Raw genomic sequence first — 24,542 nt, forward strand, 5'->3', positions numbered from 1 at the left:
GGTGAAGGGAGAACCCGCCGTGACCGTACGCGTGGGAGTGATCGGGGCCGGGATGATCGGGCAGGACCACGTCCGGCGGCTGACCGACGTGGTCGCCGGAGCCGAGGTGGTCGCCGTGGCCGACCTCGACGCCGAACGGGCTGCGCGGGTCGCCGAGGCGGTCGGTGCCCGGGCAGCGGCCGACGGAGCTGACCTGATCGGACAGTCCGATGTGGACGCTGTGGTCGTCACGTCGTGGGGGCCGACGCACGCGGAGCACGTCCTGGCGGCGATCGCCGCGGGGAAGCCGGTGTTCTGCGAGAAGCCGCTGGCCACCACGGCGGAGGACTGCCTGCGGATCGTCGAGGCCGAGCAGGCCTTCGGCCGCCGGCTCGTGCAGGTCGGGTTCATGCGCCGCTACGACGCGGGGTACCGCGAGATGAAACGCGTGCTGGACGCGGGCGAGATCGGCACGCCGCTGATGGTGCACTGCGCGCACCGCAACGCGACGGTGCCGGAGAGCTACCACTCGGAGATGGCCGCGCAGGACACCGCCGTGCACGAGATCGACGTGCTGCGCTGGCTGCTGTCCGACGAGATCGTGTCCGCGCAGGTGCTCACGCCGCGGTCGACGGGGAACCGGTTCCCGCACCTGCGGGACCCGCAGATCATGCTGTTCGAGACCGCGGCCGGGGTGCGGATCGACCTCGAGGTGTTCGTGAACTGCCAGTACGGCTACGACATCCAGTGCGAGACGGTGGGCGAGACCGGGCTGGTCCGGCTGCCCGATCCGGCGAGTCCCGCCGTGCGCACCGCCGGGTCGAGCCGGGTGGCGGTGCTCCAGGACTGGAAGCAGCGGTTCGCCGCGGCGTTCGACGTCGAATTCCAGGAATGGATCGACACGCTCGCGGCCGGCCGCGAACCGGCCGGACCGTCCTCTTGGGACGGTTACGCCGCGACGGTGATCACCGACGCGACGGTGGAGGCCCTGCACACCGGCCGGGTGGTCGGGGTGACGATGAAGGACCGGCCCGCCTTCTACGCCGGGGACGAGCGGTGAAGCTGGGCGCCTACACCGCTTGCCTGCACGACCACACCCTGGCCGAGGCGCTCGACGTGCTGCGGGCCAACGGATTGACCTCGGCGGAGGTGAACAGCGGCGGATTCCTCCCGGCCCCGCACTGCCCGGTCGACCTGCTGCTGTCCTCGGCCTCGGCGCGCCGCGAGTACCTGGCGGCGTTCGCGGAGCGCGGCATCGAGCTGACAGCGTTGAACTGCAACGGGAATCCGCTCAACCCGCTCCCGGGCGTCGGGCCGAAACACGCCGAGGACCTGCGCCGCAGCATCCGGCTGGCCGGGCTGCTCGGCGTGCGGCACGTCGTGACCATGTCCGGCACTCCCGGCTCGGACCCGGACGCGAAATACCCGTCGTGGGTGGTGAACCCGTGGGACGGCGTGTACCTGGACGTGCTGGACTACCAGTGGGACGTCGCGGCGGAGTTCTGGAACGAGATCGACGCGCTGGCCCGGGAAAACGGCGTGCGGGTGGCGATTGAGATGCATCCGCACAACCTGGCGTTCTCGCCGGTGACGCTCAAGCGGCTGGTCGACGAGACCGGCGCGACGAACCTCGGCGCGGAACTGGACCCGTCGCACCTGATGTGGCAGGGCATGGACGTGCTCGCCTGCATCCGGTGGCTGGGCCCGCTGGTGTTCCACGCCGCGGCGAAGGACGTGACGCTCTGCCCCGGGGCGGACGTCCGCGGCGTGCTGGACACGTCGTTCACCCGGGTGCCCGCCGCGCAGGAAGGAAAGGTCCCGACCGGGATCGGCTACTGGTGCTCGGCCTGGCCGCAGGACCCGGCGTGGAAGTTCGTCGCGGTCGGCCTCGGGCACGACACGGGCTACTGGACCGGGTTCCTGCGTGCGCTGCAGGAGGTCGATCCGGGGATCGCGGTGAACATCGAACACGAGGACGCCGCCTACTCGCAGACCGAAGGGCTCGCGCTCGCGGCGAAAAACCTGCACGCCGCCGCTCGCGACTTGTGAAGCCGATCCACGCGCGGGGCGGCCGGGGCACTTTCCCGGCCGCCCCGCCTGTTCTCCGGAGGAAACCGTGAAACTCGCTCTCGACCCGCAGATGTTCTACGCCACCCATTCCGTGCTCGACCTGCCGGACGTGGTGGCGCGCCTGGGCTACTCGTGGCTCGAACTGTCCCCGAAAGCCGACTTCATCCCGTTCTTCGGCCACCCGCGCGCCGACGACGCCACGGTGGCGAAACTGCGCAAGCGCGCCGCCGACGCCGGGGTGGGCATCGCGTCGGTGCTGCCCGTGCTGCGCTGGTCCGGCCCGGGGGAGGAGGAACGCCAAGCCGCGGTGCGCGCGTGGAAGCGGGCGATCCAGATCGCGGTCGACCTGGGGGTGGACACGATGAACTCGGAGTTCAACGGCCGCCCGGAGGCCGCCGAGTTCGCCGAGAGCCAGTTCCTGCGCTCGATGGACGAGCTGATCCCGGTGTTCGAGCGCGAGGGCGTGAAGCTGGTGCTGGAACCGCATCCGGACGACTTCATCGAGGACGGCCATGCCGCGGTGCGGCTCGTGCGGGGGCTCAATCGGGAGTGGATCTCGTTCCTCTATTGCACGCCGCACACGTTCCATCAGGGCAACGATGCGGCGGGGATCATCGCTGACGCTGGGGACAAGGTCACTTACGTGCACCTTGCTGACACCCTGGACCACACTGCGTCGAACGGGCTGCGGTACATCGTGAATCCGCCGGGTTCGACTGTCCGGGTCCATCAGCATGCCGAGATCGGGCGGGGCGAGGTCGATTTTGACGAGGTTTTCGCCGCGCTCGCCGATGTCGGGTTCGACGGGGTGGTGTCGTCGTGTGTGTTCGGCTGGGAGGAACGGGCGGAGGAGATTTCGGTGCGGCAGCGGGAGAAGGCTGTCGGGTTGGTGGAGAAGCATTTTGGGGGCGGGAAGCTTTAGGGCTACAGTGCGGTTTTCTCAGTAGTGCGGTGGGGGTGAAGCTGCTTCTGGCCGAGGGGCGCGGTTGGGCTGGTGCCGGCGTACGTGAGGGGAACCCTGACGGAATCAGGGTGGATTCGAGGGGTTGTTGCAACGCGGGTGGTTCAACTGGTTTCGGCGAGGAGTGTAGCGAGGCGTTCGGCTGGGGTGTCCCAGTTGAGTGTTTTGCGGGGTCGGCGGTTGAGTTGTGCGGCGACGGCGGCGAGGTGTTCGGGGGTGTGGACTGAGAGGTCGGTGCTTTTGGGGAAGTACTGGCGCAGCAGGCCGTTGGTGTTTTCGTTGCTGCCGCGTTGCCAGGGGCTGTGGGGGTCGCAGAAGTAGACGGGGATGCCGGTGGCGACGGTGAATTCGTGGTGGCGGCCCATTTCGCTGCCCTGGTCCCAGGTCAGGGATCGTCGCAGGTGCGCGGGCAGGGTCGCGGCGACGGCGGCGAGGGCGTCGCGGACGGCGTCGGCGCCGCGGCCGTCGGGCAGCGCGACGAGCAGGGTGTAGCGGGTGGAGCGGTCGACGAGGGTGGCGATGGCGGAAGCGTTGTCCTTGCCGATGATCAGGTCGCCTTCCCAGTGGCCGGGGACGGCGCGGTCGGCGGCTTCGGCGGGCCGGTCGCTGATCATGACCATGGGTTCGGCGAAGCGGGGCCGGCGTTGTTCGCCGCTGGCGCGGGGTTTGCGCATGGTGCGGCCGGTGCGCAGGGCGCGGGCCAGCTCGCGGCGCAGTTCGCCGCGGCCTTGGACGTAGAGGGCCTGGTAGATCGTTTCGTGGGTCACGTGCAGCTCCGGCCGGTCGGGGTGGTCGCGGCGCAGCCGGGCGGCGATCTGCTCCGGGCTGAATTTGTCGGTCAGCATCGCCTGCACCCGGTCCCGCAGTTCGGGGCAGGCCGCGATCTTGCCTGTTTTCGGTCGCGGGCGCCGTGCCCGGGCGAGGTCGTGGGCGGCGTGGGGCCGGTATTCGCCGCAGGGGCGGGCGTTGCGGGCGATCTCCCGGCTGATCGTGGACGGGCTGCGGCCCAGCTCGGCCGCGATCGCCCGCCGCGAGCGGCCCGCCGCCAGCCCGTCCGCGATCGCGATCCGCTCGCCCGCGCTCAGGAACCGGCCCGAGTCCGGCCCGGGCCGCGCGGCCGGACGCGCGGTCGCGCCCGCCCGGCTCGGCCTCCCGTGCCGCCAATAGTGCCCGGTCCTGCGGTCGACCCCGACCCTGCGGCACGCCTCGACCGTGCCCACGCCCTCCGCCACAAGATCAAAATAGCGGCGGCGTTCCGCCGCCAGCCTCACCCGGCCCCGCGGAGCCCGACCACGCCCGACCACGACCACTGCAACCCCTGCACAACTCAGGCGTTGCAACCACCACTAGAACCCAAGCAGAGTTCCTCAGGGTTCCCCTCACGTACGCGAAAACCTCCAGTGCCAGGGACTTAAGGCGGCCCTGCGGGTGCGTGGGGAGCGCGTCTGCCCGGGTCGGGAAGGCTGGGCTGGCTGTCGGCAGGCGGGCCGGTCGGGCGGAAGCGCGGTGTGCGGTCTGTGAGGGACCCCTTGAGGGAATCTGATTCCCTCAAGGGGCCCCTCACGGACTCACGGATACGGTCAGACGGATATCAGTCGGGCATTTCGGCGGGTTTGGTGTCCTGTGCGGACAGTCCGCAGGCCGAAGCCGCCCAGCTTAAGTCCCTGGCATTGACGAGAAAACCTCAGTGAAGGGGGCACGCCCGGCCGGGTGCGCCCCTTCGTCGTGGTTCAGTTAGCAGTCGGGAAGTTGAACGCCGCCCCGTGCGCCTCGGTCTCCGGCCACCGCGTGGTGACTACCTTGGCGCGCGTGTAGAACCGCACTCCGGCCGGGCCGTGGATCGGGCTGTCGCCGATGAGGGAGTCCTTCCAGCCGCCGAACGAGTAGTACGACATCGGGACCGGAATGGGCACGTTGACGCCGATCATGCCGACATGCACGCCGCGCTGGAAGCGGCGGGCCGCTTCGCCGCTGCCGGTGAAGATGGCGGTGCCGTTGCCGTACGGGTTGGCGTTGATGAGCGCGATCGCCTCGTCCACCGTGGACACTCGGACGACCGCGAGCACAGGGCCGAAGATTTCCTCGCGGTAGGCCTGCATTTCGGTGGTCACGTGGTCCAAAAGGGACGGTCCGACGAAGAAGCCTTCCTCGTGTCCGTCGACCGAGCGGCCGCGTCCGTCGACCACCACGGTCGCGCCTTCTTCGGCGCCGCGGGCGACGGCGTCGACCACGCGGTCCCGCGCGGCGGCGGTGACGACCGGGCCCATGTCGTTCGTGGCGTCGGAGCCGGGGCCGACCTTGACCTCGCGGGCCTTGCGTTCCAGCACGCCGATCAGCCGGTCGCCTGCGTCGCCGACCGCGACCGCGACGGAGATCGCCATGCACCGCTGTCCGGCGGAGCCGAACGCGGCGGCGGTGAGGTGGTTGGCGGCGTATTCGAGGTCGGCGTCGGGCAGCACGACGGCGTGGTTCTTCGCGCCGCCGAGGGCTTGGACGCGTTTGCCGGTCGCGGTGCCGCGCTCGTGCACGTACTTGGCGATCGGCGTGGAGCCGACGAACGACACCGCGGACACGTCCGGGTGGTCCAGCAGGGCGTCGACCGCGACTTTGTCGCCGTGCACGACGTTGAACACGCCGTCGGGCAGGCCGGCTTCGGCGTAGAGCTGCGCGACCAGGTTGGACGCGGACGGGTCGCGTTCGCTGGGCTTGAGCACGAAGGTGTTGCCCGCGGCGATGGCGACCGGGTGCATCCAGAGCGGCACCATGATCGGGAAGTTGAACGGGGTGATGCCCGCGACGACGCCGAGCGGCTGGCGGAAGTCGTGCACGTCGACGCCGCGGGAGACCTGGTCGGAGAAGCTGCCCTTGAGCGCGTCGGCGATGCCGCAGGCGTATTCGACGACCTCGCGGCCGCGCACGATCTCCCCGCGCGCGTCGTCGACGACCTTGCCGTGTTCGCTGGAGATGACGCGGGCGAGTTCGTCCTCGTGCTTGACCAGCAGTTCGCGGAAGGCGAAGAGGATCCGGGTGCGCTGGGTGAGCGAGGATTCGCTCCAGGACTCGGCGGCCTTCGCGGCGGCGGCGACGGCGGTGTCCACGTCGGCCGATTCGGCGAGCAGGACGGCGGACTGCTGCTTGCCGGTGGCGGGGTCGTAGACCGGTGCGGTGCGGGTGGAACCGGCGGGGGTCGAGACGCCGTTGATCCAGTGTTCGATGGTGTTCACTTCGCTCCTCGTCGAGAGGTCGGTCAGAGGTACGGGCGCTGTTTGCGTTTGACGTCGGCGTAGGTTTCGCGCGCCGCTCGGGTGGAGTCCAGGTCGGACACTTCGCTGACCGGCACGTCCCACCACGCCGATCCGGGCGGGTTGGGGCCGTGCAGGTCGGTTTCGACGTGCACAACGGTGGTCGTGGAGTTCGCCTTGGCCTGTTTCACCGCGGCTCGGAACTCGTCCACAGTGGACGCTCGGAGCACGGTCGCGCCGAGGCTGGCGGCGTTGGCGGCGAGGTCCACGGGCAGTACCCCGCCCTCCAGCAGGCCGTTGTCGGCACGGTACCGGTAGGAAGTGCCGAATCGTTGTGAGCCAAGGGATTCCGACAGCGATCCGATCGAGGCGAACCCGTGGTTCTGCACGAGCACGATGATCACCTTGAGCCCTTCGGCGACCATCGTGACGATTTCCTGCGCCATCATCAGGTACGAGCCGTCGCCGACGAGCACGACCACTTCCCGGTCGGGCGCGGCCATTTTCGCGCCGACGCCCGCGGCGACCTCGTAGCCCATGCACGAGTAGGCGTATTCGACGTGGTAGGCCTTCGGATCCCGGGCCCGCCAGAGCATCTGCAGGTCGCCCGGCATCGATCCGGCGGCGTTGATGACCACGTCGCGGTCGTCCAGTTCGCTGTTGAGCGCGCCGAGGATCTCGGTCTGCGCGGGCAGCGGCTGGTGCCCGACGGCGAAGCAGTCGTCCGCGGTGCGGTTCCACTCGTCGGCCAGCAGCCGCGCCCGGGTCCGGTACGCGTCGTCGACCTGCCATCCGGCGAGGGCTTCGTGCAGTGCGGTGATGCCGCGTTTCGCGTCCGCCAGCACCATTTCCGCGGAATGCTTCGCGGCGTCGAGGCGCGCGACGTTGAGGTTCACGAACTGCACGCCCGGATTGCCGAACACGGTGTGGGACGCGGTGGTGAAGTCGCTGTAGCGGGTGCCGATGCCGAGCACGACGTCGGCTTCCGCGGCGAGCGCGTTGGCGGCGGACGTGCCGGTGGAGCCGATGCCGCCGACCGCGCTCGGATGGTCCCACGGGACCGCGCCCTTGCCCGCGTGCGTGTCGGCGACGGGAATCCCCGTGGCGGCGGCGAACGCGCGCAGTTCTTCCCAAGCCTCGGAGTACACGACGCCGCCGCCCGCGACGATCAGCGGGGCCTTCGCGGCGCGCAGCAGGTCCACGGCGCGGCCGAGTGCTTCCGGTTCGGGCACCGGGCGGTCGATGTGCCAGACGCGGCGGCGGAAGAACTCCTCGGGCCAGTCGTAGGCTTCGGCTTGGACGTCCTGCGGCAGCGCGAGCGTGACCGCGCCGGTCTCGACCGGGTCGGTCAGCACGCGCATGGCGGCGAGGGCGGCGGAGATCAGCTGTTCGGGCCGGGTGATCCGGTCGAAGTACTTCGACACCGGGCGGAACGCGTCGTTGACCGTGACGTCGCCGCCGCGGGTGTCCTCCAGCTGTTGCAGCACCGGGTCGGGGCCGCGGGTGGCGAACATGTCGCTGGGCAGCAGCAGGACCGGGACCCGGTTCGTGGTGGCGAGGGCGGCTCCGGTGATCATGTTCGTCGAGCCGGGGCCGGTGGACGCGGTGCAGGCGAAGGCCTGGAGCCGATTGCGCATTTTCGCGAACGCGGTCGCGGCGTGGACCTGGCCCTGTTCGTTGCGCGCGAGGTAGTACGGCAGGTCGTCGGAGCCGGTGCGGGCGGCCTGCAGCAGCGCTTGGCCGATCCCGGCGACGTTGCCGTGCCCGAAGATCCCGAAACAGCCGGGGATCAGCCGGCGTTCGACGCCGTCGCGCTCGGAGTACTGGTTGGCCAGGAACCGCACCAGGGCTTGCGCGGTGGTGAGCCTCATCGTGCGCCTCCGAACGGCAGCCGAGGGTCGACGTCTTGGGATTCCCAGGTTTGGCGGACCCACGCGTGCGCGGGGTCGTCGCAGATCAGCCAGGCCCGTTCGGGTCCGGGACCGGCCATCACGTTGAGGTAGTAGAGGTCGTAGCCGGGCGCGGCCATCGACGGGCCGTGCCAGCCGTGCGGGATCAGCACGACGTCGCCGGTGCGGACCTCTTCCAGGACGTCGATCGGGCGCTCGGGAGTGCCGTAGACGCGCTGGTAGCCCATGCCGCCGCCGGCGACCTCGAAGTAGTAGATCTCCTCGAGTTCGCTTTCGCCCTCGCTCGCCTCGTCGTGCTTGTGCGGCGGATAGGACGACCAGTTCCCGCCCGGCGTAAGCACTTCGCACACGAGCAGCTGGTCGGCGTCGAAGGTGTGCGGCAGGCAGTAGTTGTTGACCTGGCGGCTGCAGTTGCCCGCGCCGCGCAGTTCCGTCGGCACGTCGTCGGCGGGGCCGTAGCGCGCGGGCAGCCGCTTCGAGGTCTTCGCCGAGGGCAGCGCGAACCTGCCCTGTCCGGTGATCGTCGCCTCGGCATCCCTGGGCAGGTAAGCGAAATCGGTGACCGCGTCGAACACGCCGGTGCGCCCGGCCAGCTCGAACGTCTCGCCGTCGACCGACACCGAGCAGCTGCCGGACAGCGGGAGCACGAGCGTTTCCGCGTCGCCGGTGGAGACGGTCTCGGCGCCGTCGAGTTCCAGCACGCGCAGGCCGGAGTAGCCCCATCCGGCCGATTCGGGAGTGATTTCGAGACTGAACCGGTTCACAGCAACCCCACCGCCGTATCGACCGCCTTCGCCACGTCGCCGTCGTGCGGATAGAGCAGCGACCGTCCGACCACGAGACCCTGCACCGTCGGCAGCGCGAGCGCCTGCTGCCAGGACGCGAACGCCGCGTCCGGGTCCTTGACCTCGCCGCCGAGCAGCACCGCGGGCAGCGTCGAGGCCGCCAGCACCCGCTCCATCTCGGCGACCACCGGCAGCTTCAGCCAGGTGTAGGCCGACGAGCGGCCGAGCCCGGAGGCGATGGTGATCGAGCGGATCACGGCGTCGGGGGAGAGGTCGTTCTTGATCCGGCCGTCGACCCATTCGGACAGGAACGGTTCGACCATCGCGACGAGTTTCCGGTCGGCGAGCGCGTCGATCGCCTTCGCGGTGTTCTCCAGGACGCTCGGCGTCGCCGGGTCGGAGAGGCAGATCCGGGTGAGCGTCTTGCCGCCGTCGAACCGCATGCGCGCGATGGTTTCCGCGTCGTAGCAGGCGAACCGGTCGTCGATCTCGAAGCTCGACCCGGCCAGCCCGGTGCGGTTCATCGACCCGATGACCGTCTTGCCGTCCAGCGCGCCGAGCAGGAGGAGGTCGTCGACGATGTCCGGGGTCGCGAGCACGCCGGTGACGCCGGGGCGTTCCAGCGCGAGGCACAGCCGCTCCAGCAGTTCGCCGCGATCGGCCATCGCCAGCGGGTCGGAGCCGACCGCGTTCGCGCCTCGCGCGGGGTGGTCCGCGGCGATGATCATCGTGCGGCCCTTGTCGTTGAACGGCGACTTGGCCCGCACGCGCACGGCAGCGGCCTCGGCGATCGCTTCGGGATCGCGCACGCGTTTGGCGACGATCCGCTCGACCGTGTTCATTCGTTTCCTCCGAGCTTGCGCAGTACCTGGTCTTCGGTGGGCATGGCGTCCGAACAGGACAGTTGGCCCGCCACATGCGAGCCGGCCGCGTTCGCGAACCGCATCACCCGCGCGGTGTCCCAGCCGGACAGCAGGCCATGCACCAGCGCGCCGCCGAACGCGTCGCCCGCGCCGAGACCGTTGACGACCTCCACCGGCACCGGCGGCACCTCGACCTCGCCGGTGTCGTCCACCGCGAGCACGCCCTTCGGGCCCTGCTTCACCACGGCGAGCGAGACCCCCTTGTCCCGCAACGCTTTCGCCGCCTCCCGAGGTTCGCGGACGGCGACCGCGGTGTCGCATTCGTCGAGGTTGCCGACCGCGACCGTGACGTGTTCGAGCGCCTTGCCGACCCATTCCCGGGCCTGCTCGCGCGAGTCCCAGAACATCGGCCGGTAGTCGAGGTCCAGCACCGTGATCCCCCTGCGGCCACGGGCCTCCAGCGCCGCCAGCGTCGCCGAACGGCTCGGTTCCTGCGACAGCCCGGTCACCGTCACCCAGAACACCTTCGCCGCGCGGATCGCGTCGAAGTCGAGTTCGCCGGCGGAAATGTCGAGATCGGGCGCCTTCGGGAAACGGTAGAAGTAGAGCGGGAAATCGTCCGGCGGGAAGATCTCGCAGAACGTCACCGGCGTCGGCAGTTGCGGCGACGTCCCGACGAACCGGTCGTCCACGCCGTATCCGGCGAGCGCGCGGTGCAGGAACCGGCCGAACGGATCGTCGCCGGTCTTGGTGATCACCGCCGAGGCCCGGCCGTACCGGGCGGCGGCGACCGCGACGTTGGTCGCGCTGCCGCCGAGATACTTGCCGAACGAGGTGACGTCTTCCAGCCCGACGCCGATCTGCTCGGGGTAGACGTCCACCCCGATCCGGCCCATCGTGACGAGGTCGAACCCCGTGGTCATCGTCGCGTCCTCCTGCCTGCCGCGGTGGCTCCGCCCTCTGACAGTGCAGGACCCCGAGGGACTTTGTCAAGACATATGGACATTAGGTCATCGGCACCTGAGTCGGTAGGCTCCCGAGGATGAACGCCAGCCCGGCTTGGGACCCCGCGCGCGAGATCGCGGTGGATCCGGCCAGCCCCGAACCGCTGTACTTCCAGGTCGCGCGTCAGCTGCACGCCGCGATCGAGGACGGCCGCCTGCCGGCGGGCGCGCGGCTGGCGAACGAACTGGACCTCGCGGCCGGGCTGCGGCTGTCCCGTCCCACGGTCCGCCAGGCCATCCAGTCGCTGGTCAACCAGGGGTTGCTGGTGCGCAAGCGCGGGGTCGGCACCCAGGTGGTGCGCACGAAAGTCACCCGTCCGCTGCGGCTGAGCAGCCTGTACGACGACCTCGCCGGGCTGGGCGGAGCGCCGGAGACGACGGTGCTGTGCAACCGCGTGGAGGATGCCGACGCGGAGGCCGCCGGGCTGCTGGAAGCCCCGGGGCTGACGCGCGTGCGCCGGTTGAAGCGGATCCGTTCGACGGGCGGCGAGCCGCTCGCGGTGATGAACAACTACCTCCCGGACGGCCTGATCGACCCGTCGGACGACGACCTGCGGGGGAAGGGCCTGTATCAGCTGCTGCGCGGGACCGGGCTGCGCCTGCACTCCGCGCAGCAGAACATCGGCGCCCGCCTCGCGACCGCCGAGGACGCCGAACTCCTCGACGAGAAGCCGGGGGCCGCGTTGCTGACCATGCAGCGCACGACCTACGACGAGACGGGCCGGGTCGTCGAGTACGGATGGCATGTGTACCGGGCTTCGCGGTACTCGTTCAACCTCTCCCTGGCGAATTCCTGACGCGACTGTCCATTCCGGACAGTCCGGCGGCCGGGGGCGAAACCGGTCTTCGCGATACCCCTGGCGAGACAGCGGGATTCATCGCCAGCGTGCATGAATCCGCGAAACTATCCACTTGACAAGTTCTGGGTCTGGCGCTGAAGGTTGTCGGCAACACCAGCGGCGCCGGCGCAGGCGCCGCCGAGCCGTTCCCGGCGGAGGCGCTCAATGTCGAACGCGCAAGTCCAGCACCAGACCGATCTCAAGCGGAACGCTTTCGGCGTTCCCGGAATCCTGTTCTTCGTCCTGTCGGCGCAAGCGCCGCTGACGAGCATCGTGGGCGCGGCCGCGCTCGCCGTGGCGCTCGGGGACGGGGCGGGCGCACCCGGCGCCTATCTCGTCGTCGGCGTCGTGATCGTGCTGTTCGCGGTCGGGTTCACCACGATCACGCGGCACGTGGACACCCGCGGCGGCTTTTTCGCCGTGATCAAGGCGGGGCTCGGCCGTCGCGCGGGCTCCGGCGGATCCGCGCTGGCCCTGCTGTCCTACAACGCGATCCAGATCGCGATGTACGGCCTGTTCGGGGCCAGCCTGTCCGGGCTGCTGTCCCGGCACGCGGGCATTTCCGTGCCGTGGTGGGCCTGCGTCGCGGGCGCGATCGCTGTCGTGTGGTTCCTCGGCTCGCGCAAGATCGAACTCGGCGCCCGCGTGCTCGCCGTGCTCGTGGCGTTCGAATTGCTGCTGTTGGCCGGGTTCGCCGTCGGCGTGGTCGTCACCAAGGGATGGTCCGCTTTGGACGTTCCCGCGAGCTTCGGCCCGAAAGCGGTGCTGGCCGGCGCGCCCGGAGTCGCGATCATGTTCGCGATCGCGTCGATGTTCGGATTCGAATCGACGGCGATCTACTCGGGCGAGGCGAAGGACCCGCGGCGCACCGTGCCCCGCGCGACCTACATCGCGGTCGTCCTGATCGCGGTGTTCCTCGCGTTCCTGACCTGGACGCTGGTCTGCTTCTACGGCGCGGGGCAGGCGCAGGAGGCGGCGCGGACGGCGCTGCAGACCGACCCCGCTTCCTTCGCGGTGACGCCGCTCAACAGCGTGCTGGGGGAGTGGGCGGGGACCGCGGCCGACGTGCTGCTCTCGACGTCGCTGTTCGCCGGGATCCTGTCCTTCCACAACATGATCACGCGCTATTTCCACACCATGGCGGGGCACAGCCTGTTCCCGCCGATCCTGGAGCGCACCAACCGGCACCAGGCCCCGGCCGCGGCCTCGCTGGCGCAGTCGCTGCTGGCCGCGGTGGTGGTGCTGCCCTTCGCAGCGGCCGGGATGGACCCGGTCAACCAGCTGTTCAGCTGGCTGTCCGGGCTGGCCGTCGCGACGCTCGTGGTGCTGTACACGCTCACCTCGGCGGCGGTCATCGGCTACTTCCGGCGCACCCGCGCCGAACGCAATCTCTGGACCACACTGCTCGCGCCGGCCCTCTCCGCCGTGCTGATGCTCGGGATCCTCAGCCAGGTGGTGCGCAACTTCGGAGTGCTCACCGGAGGCAGCGCGACGACCGTGTGGCTGCTGCTGGCCATCGTGCCCGTCGTGTTCGCCGCCGGGCTCCTGCGCTCGCCCCGGACAGTGCCGCGCGGCGCTCCGGACCCGGCTGCCGAACCCGTCTGACTTCTTCCCTCTGACCAAGGAAAGGCTTATGTCCACCCAAACTTTGCCCGTGTCGCCCGTCGACGGCGAGAACGCCGCCCCGCATCCGCTGGCTGTGCTCTCCGCGGCCGAACTCGAAGCCGCGCGAAGGATTCTCGAGGAAGCCGGTCTCGTGTCCGCGTCGACCCGGTTCTCCTACGTCCTGCTCCGCGAACCGGACAAGCAGGACGTCCTCGCCTGGGACGGGCGGACCCCGCTGCCGCGCGAGGTGTCGGTGCTGGTGACCGAACTGGAACCGCTCGGCCTCAGCACCGTGGTGGTGGACTTGACCGCGGGAGAGGTCGTCTCGCGGACGGTGCTCGACCCGGCCGAGGTGGGCTTCGGCCCGTGCCTGGACGAGGATTACGACCTGGTCGACGAGATCGTCAAGAGCGACGAGCAGTGGCTCGCCGCGGTCGCCAAGCGCGGCGTCGCCGATGTCGGCAAGGTCCGGACGGTGCCGCTGTCGGCCGGGGTGTTCGGCTATCCCGACGAGGTCGGCGCCCGCGTGTACCGCGTGCTCTCCTTCCATCAGCCGCACCCCGGCGAACCGCCGTGGGCGCATCCGGTCGGCGGGGTGATCGCGCACGTCGACGTGAGCAACCGGCGGGTGCTGCGGGTCGTGGAGACGCACGTCGACCACGTGCCCGAGGAGTCCGGCGATTACTTGCACGACGCCGTCCGCGGCCCGCAGCGCACCGACCTCAAGCCGATCTCCATCACCCAGCCCGAAGGCGTCTCGTTCCAGTACGACGACGGCGTCCTGTCGTGGCAGAACTGGCAGCTGCGACTCGGGTTCAACGGCCGCGAGGGGCTGACCCTGCACCAGGTGTCCTATGCCGACGGCGGCGTGCGGCGGCCGGTCGTCTACCGGGCCTCGGTCGCGGAGATGGTGGTCAACTACGGCGATCCCGGGCCCACGCACGGCTGGCAGAACTACTTCGACCTCGGCGAGTACCAGTTCGGGCGGCTCGCGAACTCGCTGGAGCTGGGCTGCGACTGTCTCGGCGAAATCACCTACGCCGACGCCGTCGTGGCCGACGACCACCTGCGCCCGCAGCTGATCCGCAACGCGATCTGCATCCACGAAGAGGACTTCGGCGTGCTGTGGAAGCACAACGACATCTTCACCGGCACCTCGCAGACGCGGCGGCAGCGCCGGCTCGTGGTGTCGGTCTTCGGCACCGTCGGCAACTACGACTACGGGTTCTACTGGTACTTCTACCTCGACGGCACCATCGAGTTCGAGACCAAGGCCACCGGCATCCCGTTCCCGTCCGGGTACGACGGCGCGGACCCGCACTTCAGCGAGCTCGCGCCCGGTCTCGGCGCCCCGGTGCACCAGCACCTGTTCTCGGTGCGCCTCGACCTGACCGTCGACGGGGTGCGCAACTGCGTGGACGAACTGGACGTCGCGCCGGTGCCGATGGGCGGGAACAACCCGTGGGGCAACGCGATCGGCCGCAAGCGCACCCGGCTGCGCACCGAACGCGAAGCCCGCCGGAAAGCGGCGAACCACCTCAACCGGGTGTGGGCGATCTCCAGCGCGGAGCGCACCAACCGGCTGGGCAAGCCGACCTCGTACGTGCTGCACCCGGAAGGCCAGCCGGCGCTGTTGGCCGACGAGAACTCCTCGATCGCCCGCCGGGCGGCGTTCGCCCGCGAGCATCTCTGGGTTTCGCGGTACGACCGGGACCAGCTGTGGCCCTCGGGTTACACGGTGAACCAGAACCCGGGCGACGACGGGCTGCCCGCCTACACCGCGCGGGACCGGCCGATCGACGGGGAGGACGTGGTGCTGTGGCACACCTTCGGCCTGACGCATTTCGTGCGCACCGAGGACTGGCCGATCATGCCGGTCGACTACGCCGGGTTCAAGCTCAAGCCGGACGGTTTCTTCGACCGCAACCCGACCCTCGACGTGCCTGACCTCAGCGGGAAGTCCGGCTGCTGCGGCCCGGCCGGTCATGCCGGGCCGTGAGCTGGCGCTGTGCCGCTGGCTCGCCGTGTTCGCGATGGCCGGTGCGCTCGCCCACGTCGCCGTCGCCGCGCACACGCCCGCTCTGACGGCGGTTTTCGCGGGCATGGCCGTGCTGTGCCTGCCGTGCGCGGCGCACCTGTGGCGCGGCGGCCGGTCCGCGCTGCGGCTGGTCGCGGGCAACGCCGCGGCCATGGTCGCGATCCATCTCGCGGTGGGAACCGGGCACCACTCCGGATCGGCGGCGCTCGCCGTCCTCACCGTCACCGAAGGCGGCATCGCCGCGGGCGCGTGGTACCTCGCGCGCCACTCGCAAAGGAGTCTCAATGAGTTTGTCAAGCCGACTGCGTGACGGGCTGGGCGGGGGTGAACACCCTGTTGTCGCGCAGCAGTGCCCACAATACGTCGACCCGGCGGCGGGCGAGTGCGATGACGGCTTGGACGTGTTTGAGTCCTTGTCCTCGTTTTTTGAGGTAGAAGTCGCGGTTGGGGCCGTCGCGGATGATGCTGGATTGCGCGGACAGGTAGAACACCCGGCGCAGTCGGCGGCTGTAGCGCTTGGGACGGTGCAGGTTTCCGGTGCGGCGGCCCGAATCCCGCGGCACCGGCACCAAACCAGCGGCCGAGGCCAGGCGCCCCGCGTCGGCGTAGGCGGCCAGGTCGCCCGCGGCCGCGACCAGCTCCGCCCCGAGGATCGGGCCGATGCCGGGCATCGACTCGATGATCTCCGCCTGCGGGTGCGCGCGGAACGTATCGCGGATCTGGGTCTCGATCGCGGTGAGCCGGTCGTCCAGGGCGAGGATCTGGCGGGCCAGCTCGGCCACGATCGTCGCGGCGACGTGCTCCCCGGGCAGGGTCGTGTGCTGGGATCGAGCAGCGGACAGCGCGGTCACGGCGACAGCCTCGCCGCCGCGGACCTTGCGGTTGACGAGCCAGGCCGTCAGCCGGGTCTGGCCGATCCGGCGGATCGCGGCCGGGGTCTGATAGCCGGTCAGCAACACCAGGGCGCCTTTGTGCGCGGAGTAGTCGAACGCGCGTTCCAAGGCGGGGCTGACGCCGGTGAGCACATCACGCAACCGGTTGATCAACCGGACCCGGTCGGCGACCAGATCGCTGCGGTGCGCGGTGAGCAGGCCCAGATCGGCGGCGAGTTGCGCGGGCACGTCGATCATCGCGAAATCCTTGCGGACACGGGACGTTTCAGCGATCACGTAGGCGTCGCGCGCGTCGGTTTTCGCTTCGCCCCGGTAGGCGCCGGTCATCCGGTTGACGGTGCGGCCGGGCACGTAGACGGCCTGTTGGCCGTGGGCGGCAAGCAAGGCCAGCAACAGCGCGGAGGCGGTGCCGGCGATGTCGATCGCCCAGGACACCTGCCCGGCCAGGCCGAGGATGTCGGCCAGGGCGTCGAGGATCGCCGCCTCGTCGTTGACGATCTTGCGCGACCACAGCGTGGTCCCGGTGTCGTCGACCACTGCCGCCCAGTGGTGGGCCTTGCCCGCGTCGATCCCTGCCCAGGCGCGGGTGCGTTGCTCGTTCAAACACGTCTCCTCGAACTGCTCGATCGACCATCGGCCCGAGGAACACCCCGCCGTCGTCTCCGTAAACAGCGATCAGCACGCGCATCTCAATCAGCAGCCAGGGTGCCCCGGAGAGCCGGACGGCCACTCCTTCGGAGCCACCAAGGGCAAGACCGCATCAGCCACATCCGGCCCTCCCGGACCGCCCAACAACTTACGGAGAACCGCATGACTGACACCGTGACCGCGCTGTTCCTGGACGGCGTCTGGACGAAAGGCGGTGCGCCGGGATTCACCACGCTCAACCCGGCGACGGAGGAACCCCTCGCGGAAATCGCCGCCGCCGACGAGGCCGACGTGGACCGCGCGGTGCGGGCGGCGACGCGGGCGTTGAAGGGGGAGTGGGCGGCGACCCCGCCGTCCCGGAAAGGCCTGCTGCTCTCCCGGCTGGCGGACTTGGTCGAGCAGGAGGCCGAGGGACTCGCGCGGCTGGAGTCGCTCGACATGGGCGCGCCCGCCGGGATCGCGCAGGGCATGTTCGTGCCGAATCTCGTGGCGTCGTTGCGGTACTACGCGGGCTGGGCGGACAAGATCACCGGCGAGTTCGTTCCCACCGACGGCTATTTCGGCGCGCCGACCCACTCCTACACCCGCCGCGAACCGGTCGGCGTGATCGCCGCGATCGTGCCGTGGAACTCGCCGCTCATGATCCTCGGCTGGAAGCTGGCTCCCGCGCTCGCCGCGGGCAACACGGTGATCGTGAAGCCGGCGGAGGACGCGTCGCTGTCCATCCTGCAGCTCGCGGAGCTGTCCGAACGGGCCGGTTTCCCGCCCGGCGTGATCCAGGTGCTGACCGGTCCGGGCTCGGTCACCGGCGAGGCGCTCGCGCGGCATCCGGGCGTGCACAAGGTCAGTTTCACCGGTTCCACCGGCGTCGGGCGGCGCATCCTGCGCAACTCCGCGGACACTTTCAAGCGGACGACCTTGGAGCTGGGCGGCAAATCCCCGCAGCTGGTGTTCGCCGACGCGGACCTGAACGCCGCGGTGGCCGGCCTCGCGGCGGGGATCTTCACCAACCAGGGCCAGGTCTGCGCCGCGGGGACGCGCATCCTCGTGCAGCGGCCCGTGCTGGACGCGGTGCTGGACGGACTGCGCGACGCCGCGGCGGCGCAGGTGCTCGGCGACCCGTTCGACCCGGCGACCACGATGGGCCCGCTGATCAACGGCGCCCAGCGCGAGCGGGTGCTCGGCTATGTCCACAAAGGACGGGACGAGGGCGCGGCGCTCGTCGCCGGGGGCAATTCCCCGGACGGGCCGGGCTTTTTCGTCGCGCCCACGGTCTTCTCCGGCACGAACGACCTGGCGATCGCGCGCGAGGAGATCTTCGGCCCGGTCGGCACCGTGATCCCGTTCGACGACGAGGCCGAGGCGGTCGCGATAGCCAACGACAGCGACTACGGGCTCGCGGCCACGGTGTGGACCCGCGACGTCGGGCGCGCGCACACCGTTTCGGCCGCGCTCGAAGCGGGCGCGGTCGGGGTGAACGGCTGGTCGCCGCTGGCCCCTCAGCTGCCGTGGGGCGGGCTGAAAGCGAGCGGGGTCGGCCGCGAACTGGGCTACGAGGGCATCCTCGCCAACACTGAGGCGAAAACCGTGACCATCGTATTGTGAAAGGGGAATCGATGACCGACGAGACCGTGGCAGCTTTGATCCGCAGGGTCGAGGTGCTCGAAGCCGAGGCCGACATCCGGCGGCTGCAGGCGCGCTACATGTTCCTCTGCGACACGCCGAATCCCGAGTACGGCGTGGCTGACGACGCGAAGCGGATCGAGCTGATCCTTGAGCTTTACACCGAGGACGCGGTGTGGGAAGGCGTCGGCGAGTACTACGACGGCCAGTTCGGCCGCGCCGAGGGCAAACCGGCGATCCGCGAGCACTTCCAGCGGTTCTGGGGCGAGAAACAGGATCCGGCGCTGCTGCTGAACGCGCACTACCTGACTTCGGAGCAGATCCACGTGCACGGCGACACCGCCGACGGACAGTGGATCCACATGCAGCCGTGGCTGTTCTCGGACGGCAAGTCGTTGCTGCGCTCCAGCCGGCTCAACAACGCCTTCCGCAAGGAGCCGGACGGCTGGCGGATCACCCGGACCCGCACCGAAAACGTGTTCGTCGCCCCGCTGCCGGACCGGTTCGCGAGCGACTACCCGTCGACGTCGGTGCTGCTGAAGCCGTGACCGGCCCCTCCTGTCCGGTTCGCCGCGGATTACGCTGAGCCGAGGCAACCGGACGGGAAGGACGCGATGGCAGGGCTGGCATACGGTACGGGACGGCAAGCGCTGCTGGACGCCGCGGTACGGGTCGTAGCGGCGCAGGGCCTGCGCGGGCTGACCTACCGCTCGGTCGCCGCCGAAGCCGGCGTCACCCACGGTTCGGTCCGCTACCACTTCGGCGACTGGCGGACGCTGGTGGAAGAGGCGCTCGCGCACTGCGTCGAGCGCAGCGTCCAGGGTGCGGAGCTGTCGTCGCAGGGCGAGGGCTTCGACGAGTTCGCCTCGGGTCTGGTCTCGCTCGTGACCGCCGATCCGGGGGCACAGGCCTTCCAGTACGAACTGACCATGGAAGCCCGGCGCCGCCCCGAACTGCGCCCGGTCATGGAACGCGCCAACGACTTGTACCGCGACGCGGTGCGCCGCGAACTCGCCGCACACGGCCTCGACGACCCCGACCTGGCCGAACTGGTGTTCCTGGCCCTCGACGGGCTGGTGTTCCATTTGACGGCGTTCGGGGACACGTCGCGCGGCGAACGAGCGGCGGCGAAGCTGCGGGCGTTGCTGCGGGCGTATGCGGGGGCTGCGGCTGAGCGCAGCGTGGAGTAGCCGGGGCTGGCTTGACCATGCGTCAAGCCAGCCCCGGCCGGACTGTTCCCGGTACCGGTCAGTCGCGCACGGCCAGTTCGCCGAGTTCGGACCAGCCTTCCTGGTCCACCTTCGCGTGCACGATGCGCGGCGTTTCGGCCAAATAAGGCGGAAGCTCGCGCTGCGCGGTCTTGAAGTGGGCCGAACCGACGTGGGCGGCGCCCGCGTCGTCGTCGCGGAATGCTTCCACCAGCACGTATTCGCTGGCGTCGGCGAGGCTGCGCGACCACTCGTACCAGAGGCAGCCAGGCTCGGCTCGCGTCGCTTCGGTGAACGCGCGGGAGATCTCGGGCCACGCGTCCGCGTGCTCCGGCTTCACCCGGAACTTGGCGGTGATGAAGATCATCGGTCTCCTCGGGGCGGTTTTCCGTTTCAGGGAACCAGGATCGCGCGTCCGCGGACGCGGCCGGCGGCCAGGTCGTCGAGCGCGTCCTGAAAGGACTCGAGCGGGTAGGTCGCGGTGTGCAGGCGCACGCGGTCCTGCGCGGCCAGCACCATCAGCTCGCAGAGATCGGTGTAGGAGCCGACCAGGTTGCCGATGAAGTTGATCTCGGCGGAGATGATGTCGATCGTGGGCACGTCGATGTTTTCGCCGTAGCCCACCACGTGGTAGTCGCCCGCGCGGCGCAGCATCGCGACGCCGTCGCGGGTCGCGCCGCCCTCTCCGACGAAGTCGAGCACGGTCTCCGCGCCCTCGCCGCCGGTCAGGTCCCGCACCGCGGCGACGTGCCCGCCGTCGGCGACCACGCCGTGGTCCGCGCCGATCGATTCGGCCAGCTTCACCGCGTCCTCGTTGCGGTCGACCACGATCAGTTCGGCGGCGGTGAGCGCCTTGAGCACCTGGATGCCGATGTGCCCGAGCCCGCCGGCGCCGATCACCACGCACCGGTCGCCCGGGCGCAGCCGCCGCGCTGCCTTGGCCGCCGCGTGGTACGCGGTCAGCCCGGCGTCGGCGAGCGCGGCGACATCGGCCGGTTCCAGCGAATCGTCGAGCTTCACCACGCTGCGCGCGGAGGTCTTGAGGTACTCGGCGTAACCGCCCGCGGTGTCGATGCCGGGGAATTGGCTGGCCGCGCAGTGCACGTCGTCGCCGGCGCGGCAGGCGCGGCACAGGCCGCAGGTGATCAGCGGGTGCACGATCACCTTGTCGCCCTCGGCGACGTTGGTGACCGCGCTGCCCACCGCGTGCACCCAGCCCGCGTTTTCGTGGCCGATCGTGTAGGGGAGCGCGACGCCGGACTTCTCCGCCCACTGCCCTTCGAGGATGTGGATGTCGGTGCGGCACACGCCGGCCCCGCCGATCCGCACGACGACGTCGTACGGGCCGGCGACCTCGGGGACGGGTACGTCGGCGAGCCGAAGTTGCTGGTCGTAACCGACGACCTGGACTGCTTTCACGATGCTCGGGCCTCCTCGGGCGAGCCGGGCCGCGGCGCCTGGTCGGCCGCGGATTCGGGATAACGGGTGCGGAGCAGGCCGCGGCAGAAGTGCGCGTTGCCGTCGATCGAAATCCGGACCGACCGCGCGAACCGCAGCCGCAGCGGTACTTCCTCCTTCGGATACGGCCGGCCGAGGTCGTCGACGAGCACCGGCTGGTCCGGCGTGACCGCGAGACCGAGCGCTTCCCGGCGGCGCAGGAGCGCGGCGGTGACCCGGTCGTCAGGCAGGTCGCCGAGCGTCACGTCGTGCAGCGCCTCTTCGCTCAGGTCGCCGTCCGCGCGCAGCAGCGCGGTGAGCGCCCGTTCCATGGCCGCGGTGTGCGCCTTGCGCCGGAACGTCGCGCGCAACTGCTCGAGGTCTTGCTCCGCCTCGTCGCCGAACGTGCCGCGATAGCCGGCATCGGCGGCGAGGCCGCGGTTGATCAGGTCCGAATCGTGGTGGTCGTCCAGCAGCACCTCGACCCGGCCCGCCTCGGGCAGCGCGGTCAGCACGTCCTTCGCGTCCGACGCCATCAGGTACGCGAAATTGGGCGAACAGAACGAAGTCGGCAGCCGCAGGTGCACGGTCAGCGTTCCGTCGCGGGCTTCGAGCGAACGGACGAAGCCGAGATCGGTGATCGGTTCGTCCAGTTCGGGGTCGAAGACGGCGGACAGCGCGGCGCGGGCGCGCTCTTCCAGTGCGGGCATCAGCCGACCGCCACCGCGTCGGGGGTCGCCTCGGCCGGATCGTCGGCGACGCGCAGTTCGGCCGGGACCTCGATGTCGTACATCGCCGCCGCGTTGAGCCCGAGGATCTTCTTCTTGACCTCGGTGGTGAGCGGCGGGTACTCGGTCATGTCCGCCGGGATCTGGAAGTCGACGAACTTCTCCACCAGCCACTTCGGCGTCCAGATCGCGTAGTCGCTGGAGAACTGGATCCGGTTCTCGTCCAGCCAGTACAGCAGTTCCCCGATGATCTGCGCGAAATACCGCGGCCGGGTGTGGATGAACGGCATCGCGACGGCGAGCCCGGCGTGCACGTTCGGCTCCTGCGTGGCGATCCAGCAGAAGTCCTCCAGCCGGGGGAGCCCGCAGTGCTCGATGACGAAGTTCAGCTCGGTGAAGTCGGTGGCGACCTTGTCCACGTCGGCGACGTCGAACGCGTCGCGGTCCAGCGGCCGGATCGTCGGGCCCTTGTGGATGTGGATGTTCTTGACGCCCAGCTCCTGGGCCGCCTCCAGGTAGCGGTAGCTCCACTTGTCGTCGAGCTTCCAGCCGCGCGAATCGCCGAACCATTCGGCGGTGTAGAGCTTGGCGCCCTTGAGCCCGAACCGTTTCGCGTCCTCGCGCAGCTGCTTGAGCCCGTCCTCGCCGAACCGGGGGTCCCAGCAGTGGTTGTAGGTGAGCTTGTCCGGATGCCGCTGGGCCAGCGCGAACGCTTCCTCGGTCTGCCCGAAGCCGTTGGTGTAGAACGCGGGCAGCAGGGCCGGCTGGAAGATCGCGTGGTCGACGTAGCCGTCGGCGAACAGGTCCTTCATCAGCCGGTCGCCGCCCTGGTAGAGGTAGTCCTCGTAGGGCCAGACCTCGGACTCCGGGCTGAGGTTGCGGTGGTAGTCGTAGAAGCAGTCGATGAACTGCTTGCCGTGGATGTTGCGCTGGTTGCCCGGCCGGGCGTCCCAGAGCGCGACGTGCGCGTCCAGGATGTAGTAGCTCTCCCCGTCCTTGGTGTACATCGGTTTCCTCTCCCGTCGTGACCTCATCGGCACGTCCGGACTCGGACGGTAGGGATCCCGGCGCAGGTCAGGCAGGGCCGCGCTGTCTCAGTTTGAGACAGCGGCCGCACTGCGGAGCGCCCGCGCGCGGGTAGCCTCGATCCCGTCCGACGCAGTGGCGCGTCTCCTGGGAGGCCGATATGGCGCACAGCCCGCGCGAATCGGGGCCGCTCGCGCCGCGAGGTTCGACCGCACCGCGGTTGCGCGCCTCGTGGCAGCGCAGCGAGCGTTACGGGGTGCCCGGCGACGAGGTCACCCCGGTGTTCAGCGGTGCGGTGGACACTGAATCGTTGCTGTACGACTGCGGCAACGAAGTGCTCGAGGGGTTGCACGCGACGCTCGCGAACGAGCCGATCAGCCTCATGCTCACCGACGCCGAGGGCCTGGTGCTCAGCCGGATGTGCGGGGACATGGGGATCACGCGGTCGCTCGACCGGGTCCACCTGGCGCCGGGGTTCTATTTCGCGGAGAGCAATGCCGGCACGAATGGACTGGGGCTAGCGCTCGCCGACCGCGTGCCGTCCTTGGTGCGCGCAGGGGAGCATTACTGCACCAGCCTCCGCGGCTACACGTGCGCCGCGGTCCCGGTGCTGGAGCCGATCAGCGGTGCGCTGGCGGGCAGCGTGAACCTCACGACCTGGTCGGAGCAGTCCTCGGAGCTGCTGCTCGCGCTCGCGCAGACCGCGGCGGGGCACACCAGCGCGCTGATGCTGGCGCGCGCGTCCGGGCGGCAGTCGCGTCCGGCGCCGCGCGGCGAGGTGTACCGGATGTATGCCGACCGGCTTGATCCGCCGCGGTTGTCGGCGACCTGGCAGCACGCGGTCTCCGAAGCCTCGGCTGCCATGCGCTGGGGACGGACGGTCCTCGTGACGGGCGAGCCGGGGGCGGGCAAGACCGCGCTGGCGGCGCTTGCGCGCCGGGAACTGCACTCGCGCGAACGGCTGCTCAACGCCCGCGCGCCCGCCCCGGAGGACGTGCAGACGTGGCTCACGGTGTGGGAGCCCGAACTGGGCAAGGACGACACTTGCGTGATCGTGGCCGGCGTCGACGCGTTGCCGGCGTGGGCGGCGAGCGAACTGGCCGCCCGGTTCGCGGCGCTGCGCGAGCGGGGCAGTGCCGCGTCGTTCGTGCTCACCGCCGCCTCCGCTGAGGTCCCGGCCGCGCTCCTGCCGCTGGTGGACACCGTGGTCGAGGTGCCATCGCTGCGCTTCCGGCCGGACGATGTGCTGCCCTTGGCGCACCACTTCGCCCACCAGTCGCGGGGGCGGGCCGTCGCGTTCACGCCCTCGGCGGCGCGCGCACTGTGCGCCTACGACTGGCCGGAGAACGTCAAACAACTCCGGCGGGTGGTCCAGGCCGCTGCCGCGCGCTCGGAGACGATCGACAGCAGGCACCTGCCCGCGGAAATCTTCACGAACGCCGGGCACCGGCTCAACCGCCTGCAGGCACTCGAACGCGACGAAATCGTCCGCTGCCTCGCGCAGCAAGGGGCGACAGTGGTTGCCGCGGCTGAGGAACTCGGCATGGCCCGGGCCACGCTCTACCGCAAAATGGCCCAGTACGGGATCGACCAGCGCCAGTTTCGCTCGTGACGCGGACAGCCGCGCCGTAGCGACGTTCAGTGGGACCGGCCGGGTGTCTCAAAGTGAGACGGCAGGTCGCG

Annotated in this window: 22 protein-coding genes; 11 read left to right on the forward strand and 11 right to left on the reverse strand. The window is 70.2% G+C overall.

Annotation, left to right across the window (positions count from 1 at the left end):
- Window positions 1–19: 19 nt before the first annotated feature.
- The 3 genes from EIZ44_RS25495 (at window position 20) to EIZ44_RS25505 (ending at window position 2,971) form a co-directional block, all read left to right on the forward strand.
- Window positions 20–1,039 carry a Gfo/Idh/MocA family oxidoreductase gene (locus EIZ44_RS25495; RefSeq protein ID WP_134731588.1) on the forward strand — a complete coding sequence of 340 codons (1,020 nt, stop codon included), beginning with the start codon at window positions 20–22 and terminating at the stop codon, window positions 1,037–1,039.
- A complete protein-coding gene (locus EIZ44_RS25500) occupies window positions 1,036–2,028 on the forward strand; it encodes a sugar phosphate isomerase/epimerase family protein (protein WP_134731591.1) in 993 nt (330 codons plus the stop codon). The genes EIZ44_RS25495 and EIZ44_RS25500 overlap by 4 nt, the downstream gene beginning before the upstream one ends.
- 67 nt (window positions 2,029–2,095) lie before the next feature.
- The gene (locus EIZ44_RS25505; protein ID WP_134731593.1) at window positions 2,096–2,971 is read left to right on the forward strand and encodes a sugar phosphate isomerase/epimerase family protein; all 876 of its coding nucleotides are present in this window, start codon (window positions 2,096–2,098) and stop codon (window positions 2,969–2,971) included.
- A 143-nt stretch (window positions 2,972–3,114) separates the two neighbouring features.
- On the opposite strand, the gene EIZ44_RS25510 is transcribed toward EIZ44_RS25505, so the two are convergent.
- The 6 genes from EIZ44_RS25510 to iolC form a co-directional block, all read right to left on the reverse strand.
- Complete coding sequence (locus EIZ44_RS25510; protein ID WP_439098622.1) at window positions 3,115–4,275, reverse strand: IS30 family transposase; 1,161 nt, start codon at window positions 4,273–4,275, stop codon at window positions 3,115–3,117.
- A gap of 465 nt (window positions 4,276–4,740) precedes the next feature.
- Complete coding sequence (locus tag EIZ44_RS25515) at window positions 4,741–6,234, reverse strand: CoA-acylating methylmalonate-semialdehyde dehydrogenase (RefSeq protein WP_134731595.1); 1,494 nt, start codon at window positions 6,232–6,234, stop codon at window positions 4,741–4,743.
- 23 nt (window positions 6,235–6,257) lie between these two features.
- Window positions 6,258–8,123, reverse strand: a complete 1,866-nt coding sequence (gene iolD, locus EIZ44_RS25520) for a 3D-(3,5/4)-trihydroxycyclohexane-1,2-dione acylhydrolase (decyclizing) (RefSeq protein ID WP_134731597.1) — start codon at window positions 8,121–8,123, stop codon at window positions 6,258–6,260.
- Window positions 8,120–8,926 (reverse strand): 5-deoxy-glucuronate isomerase, encoded by an 807-nt coding sequence (gene iolB, locus EIZ44_RS25525; protein ID WP_134731599.1) that lies wholly within the window; start codon window positions 8,924–8,926, stop codon window positions 8,120–8,122. The genes iolD and iolB overlap by 4 nt, the downstream gene beginning before the upstream one ends.
- Window positions 8,923–9,789 (reverse strand): Cgl0159 family (beta/alpha)8-fold protein, encoded by an 867-nt coding sequence (locus tag EIZ44_RS25530; protein WP_043827556.1) that lies wholly within the window; start codon window positions 9,787–9,789, stop codon window positions 8,923–8,925. The genes iolB and EIZ44_RS25530 overlap by 4 nt, the downstream gene beginning before the upstream one ends.
- Window positions 9,786–10,733 (reverse strand): 5-dehydro-2-deoxygluconokinase, encoded by a 948-nt coding sequence (gene iolC, locus EIZ44_RS25535; protein ID WP_134731601.1) that lies wholly within the window; start codon window positions 10,731–10,733, stop codon window positions 9,786–9,788. The genes EIZ44_RS25530 and iolC overlap by 4 nt, the downstream gene beginning before the upstream one ends.
- Window positions 10,734–10,852: 119 nt before the next feature.
- Here iolC and EIZ44_RS25540 point away from each other — a divergent pair, with 119 nt between their 5' ends.
- The 4 genes from EIZ44_RS25540 (at window position 10,853) to EIZ44_RS25555 (ending at window position 15,606) form a co-directional block, all read left to right on the forward strand.
- Window positions 10,853–11,611: a GntR family transcriptional regulator gene (locus EIZ44_RS25540; protein WP_134731603.1), complete on the forward strand. Its 759-nt coding sequence runs from the start codon at window positions 10,853–10,855 to the stop codon at window positions 11,609–11,611.
- Between the two features lie 207 nt (window positions 11,612–11,818).
- Window positions 11,819–13,258 (forward strand): APC family permease, encoded by a 1,440-nt coding sequence (locus EIZ44_RS25545; protein ID WP_134731605.1) that lies wholly within the window; start codon window positions 11,819–11,821, stop codon window positions 13,256–13,258.
- 28 nt (window positions 13,259–13,286) lie between these two features.
- A complete protein-coding gene (locus EIZ44_RS25550) occupies window positions 13,287–15,257 on the forward strand; it encodes a primary-amine oxidase (RefSeq protein ID WP_134731607.1) in 1,971 nt (656 codons plus the stop codon).
- A complete protein-coding gene (locus EIZ44_RS25555) occupies window positions 15,244–15,606 on the forward strand; it encodes a hypothetical protein (protein ID WP_134731609.1) in 363 nt (120 codons plus the stop codon). Before EIZ44_RS25550 ends, EIZ44_RS25555 begins: the two co-directional genes overlap by 14 nt.
- Here the strand turns inward: EIZ44_RS25555 and EIZ44_RS25560 are convergent.
- Window positions 15,590–16,792: an IS110 family RNA-guided transposase gene (locus tag EIZ44_RS25560; RefSeq protein ID WP_134731611.1), complete on the reverse strand. Its 1,203-nt coding sequence runs from the start codon at window positions 16,790–16,792 to the stop codon at window positions 15,590–15,592. The genes EIZ44_RS25555 and EIZ44_RS25560 overlap by 17 nt on opposite strands.
- A gap of 207 nt (window positions 16,793–16,999) precedes the next feature.
- On the opposite strand from EIZ44_RS25560, the gene EIZ44_RS25570 reads away from it, so the two are divergent.
- From EIZ44_RS25570 to EIZ44_RS25580, 3 genes are all read left to right on the forward strand, one after another.
- The gene (locus tag EIZ44_RS25570; RefSeq protein WP_134731613.1) at window positions 17,000–18,442 is read left to right on the forward strand and encodes an aldehyde dehydrogenase family protein; all 1,443 of its coding nucleotides are present in this window, start codon (window positions 17,000–17,002) and stop codon (window positions 18,440–18,442) included.
- 11 nt (window positions 18,443–18,453) lie between these two features.
- Window positions 18,454–19,008, forward strand: coding sequence for a nuclear transport factor 2 family protein (locus tag EIZ44_RS25575; RefSeq protein WP_134731615.1), 555 nt, complete (start codon window positions 18,454–18,456; stop codon window positions 19,006–19,008).
- Between the two features lie 66 nt (window positions 19,009–19,074).
- Window positions 19,075–19,650 (forward strand): TetR/AcrR family transcriptional regulator, encoded by a 576-nt coding sequence (locus EIZ44_RS25580; protein ID WP_134731617.1) that lies wholly within the window; start codon window positions 19,075–19,077, stop codon window positions 19,648–19,650.
- A 58-nt stretch (window positions 19,651–19,708) separates the two neighbouring features.
- Here EIZ44_RS25580 and EIZ44_RS25585 read toward each other — a convergent pair whose 3' ends face one another.
- The 4 genes from EIZ44_RS25585 to EIZ44_RS25600 are packed head-to-tail and all read right to left on the reverse strand — an operon-like array spanning window position 19,709 to window position 22,840.
- Window positions 19,709–20,035 (reverse strand): putative quinol monooxygenase, encoded by a 327-nt coding sequence (locus EIZ44_RS25585; protein WP_134731619.1) that lies wholly within the window; start codon window positions 20,033–20,035, stop codon window positions 19,709–19,711.
- 26 nt (window positions 20,036–20,061) lie between these two features.
- Complete coding sequence (locus EIZ44_RS25590) at window positions 20,062–21,087, reverse strand: NAD(P)-dependent alcohol dehydrogenase (RefSeq protein WP_134731621.1); 1,026 nt, start codon at window positions 21,085–21,087, stop codon at window positions 20,062–20,064.
- The gene (locus EIZ44_RS25595; protein ID WP_134666040.1) at window positions 21,084–21,815 is read right to left on the reverse strand and encodes an iron-sulfur cluster assembly protein; all 732 of its coding nucleotides are present in this window, start codon (window positions 21,813–21,815) and stop codon (window positions 21,084–21,086) included. Before EIZ44_RS25595 ends, EIZ44_RS25590 begins: the two co-directional genes overlap by 4 nt.
- A complete protein-coding gene (locus tag EIZ44_RS25600) occupies window positions 21,815–22,840 on the reverse strand; it encodes an amidohydrolase family protein (RefSeq protein ID WP_134666042.1) in 1,026 nt (341 codons plus the stop codon). The genes EIZ44_RS25595 and EIZ44_RS25600 overlap by 1 nt, the downstream gene beginning before the upstream one ends.
- 179 nt (window positions 22,841–23,019) lie before the next feature.
- Between EIZ44_RS25600 and EIZ44_RS25605 the strand changes: the two genes are divergently transcribed.
- The gene (locus EIZ44_RS25605; RefSeq protein ID WP_134731623.1) at window positions 23,020–24,471 is read left to right on the forward strand and encodes an AAA-type ATPase lid domain-containing protein; all 1,452 of its coding nucleotides are present in this window, start codon (window positions 23,020–23,022) and stop codon (window positions 24,469–24,471) included.
- Window positions 24,472–24,542: the final 71 nt, after the last annotated feature.

Origin of the sequence: Amycolatopsis nivea, from assembly GCF_004522235.1 — a bacterium.
GTDB classification, from domain to species: Bacteria; Actinomycetota; Actinomycetes; order Mycobacteriales; family Pseudonocardiaceae; genus Amycolatopsis; species Amycolatopsis nivea.

What these genes read in the sequence shown, in the direction of transcription:
- EIZ44_RS25585 (WP_134731619.1), bottom strand. Translation starts at nt 20,035, where the DNA reads ATGATCTTCATCACCGCCAAGTTCCGGGTGAAGCCGGAGCACGCGGAC.
- EIZ44_RS25530 (WP_043827556.1), bottom strand. Translation starts at nt 9,789, where the DNA reads ATGAACACGGTCGAGCGGATCGTCGCCAAACGCGTGCGCGATCCCGAA.
- EIZ44_RS25570 (WP_134731613.1), top strand. Translation starts at nt 17,000, where the DNA reads ATGACTGACACCGTGACCGCGCTGTTCCTGGACGGCGTCTGGACGAAA.
- EIZ44_RS25595 (WP_134666040.1), bottom strand. Translation starts at nt 21,815, where the DNA reads ATGCCCGCACTGGAAGAGCGCGCCCGCGCCGCGCTGTCCGCCGTCTTC.
- EIZ44_RS25580 (WP_134731617.1), top strand. Translation starts at nt 19,075, where the DNA reads ATGGCAGGGCTGGCATACGGTACGGGACGGCAAGCGCTGCTGGACGCC.
- EIZ44_RS25550 (WP_134731607.1), top strand. Translation starts at nt 13,287, where the DNA reads ATGTCCACCCAAACTTTGCCCGTGTCGCCCGTCGACGGCGAGAACGCC.
- EIZ44_RS25605 (WP_134731623.1), top strand. Translation starts at nt 23,020, where the DNA reads ATGGCGCACAGCCCGCGCGAATCGGGGCCGCTCGCGCCGCGAGGTTCG.
- EIZ44_RS25545 (WP_134731605.1), top strand. Translation starts at nt 11,819, where the DNA reads ATGTCGAACGCGCAAGTCCAGCACCAGACCGATCTCAAGCGGAACGCT.
- iolD (WP_134731597.1), bottom strand. Translation starts at nt 8,123, where the DNA reads ATGAGGCTCACCACCGCGCAAGCCCTGGTGCGGTTCCTGGCCAACCAG.
- EIZ44_RS25555 (WP_134731609.1), top strand. Translation starts at nt 15,244, where the DNA reads ATGCCGGGCCGTGAGCTGGCGCTGTGCCGCTGGCTCGCCGTGTTCGCG.
- iolC (WP_134731601.1), bottom strand. Translation starts at nt 10,733, where the DNA reads ATGACCACGGGGTTCGACCTCGTCACGATGGGCCGGATCGGGGTGGAC.
- EIZ44_RS25575 (WP_134731615.1), top strand. Translation starts at nt 18,454, where the DNA reads ATGACCGACGAGACCGTGGCAGCTTTGATCCGCAGGGTCGAGGTGCTC.
- EIZ44_RS25600 (WP_134666042.1), bottom strand. Translation starts at nt 22,840, where the DNA reads ATGTACACCAAGGACGGGGAGAGCTACTACATCCTGGACGCGCACGTC.
- EIZ44_RS25540 (WP_134731603.1), top strand. Translation starts at nt 10,853, where the DNA reads ATGAACGCCAGCCCGGCTTGGGACCCCGCGCGCGAGATCGCGGTGGAT.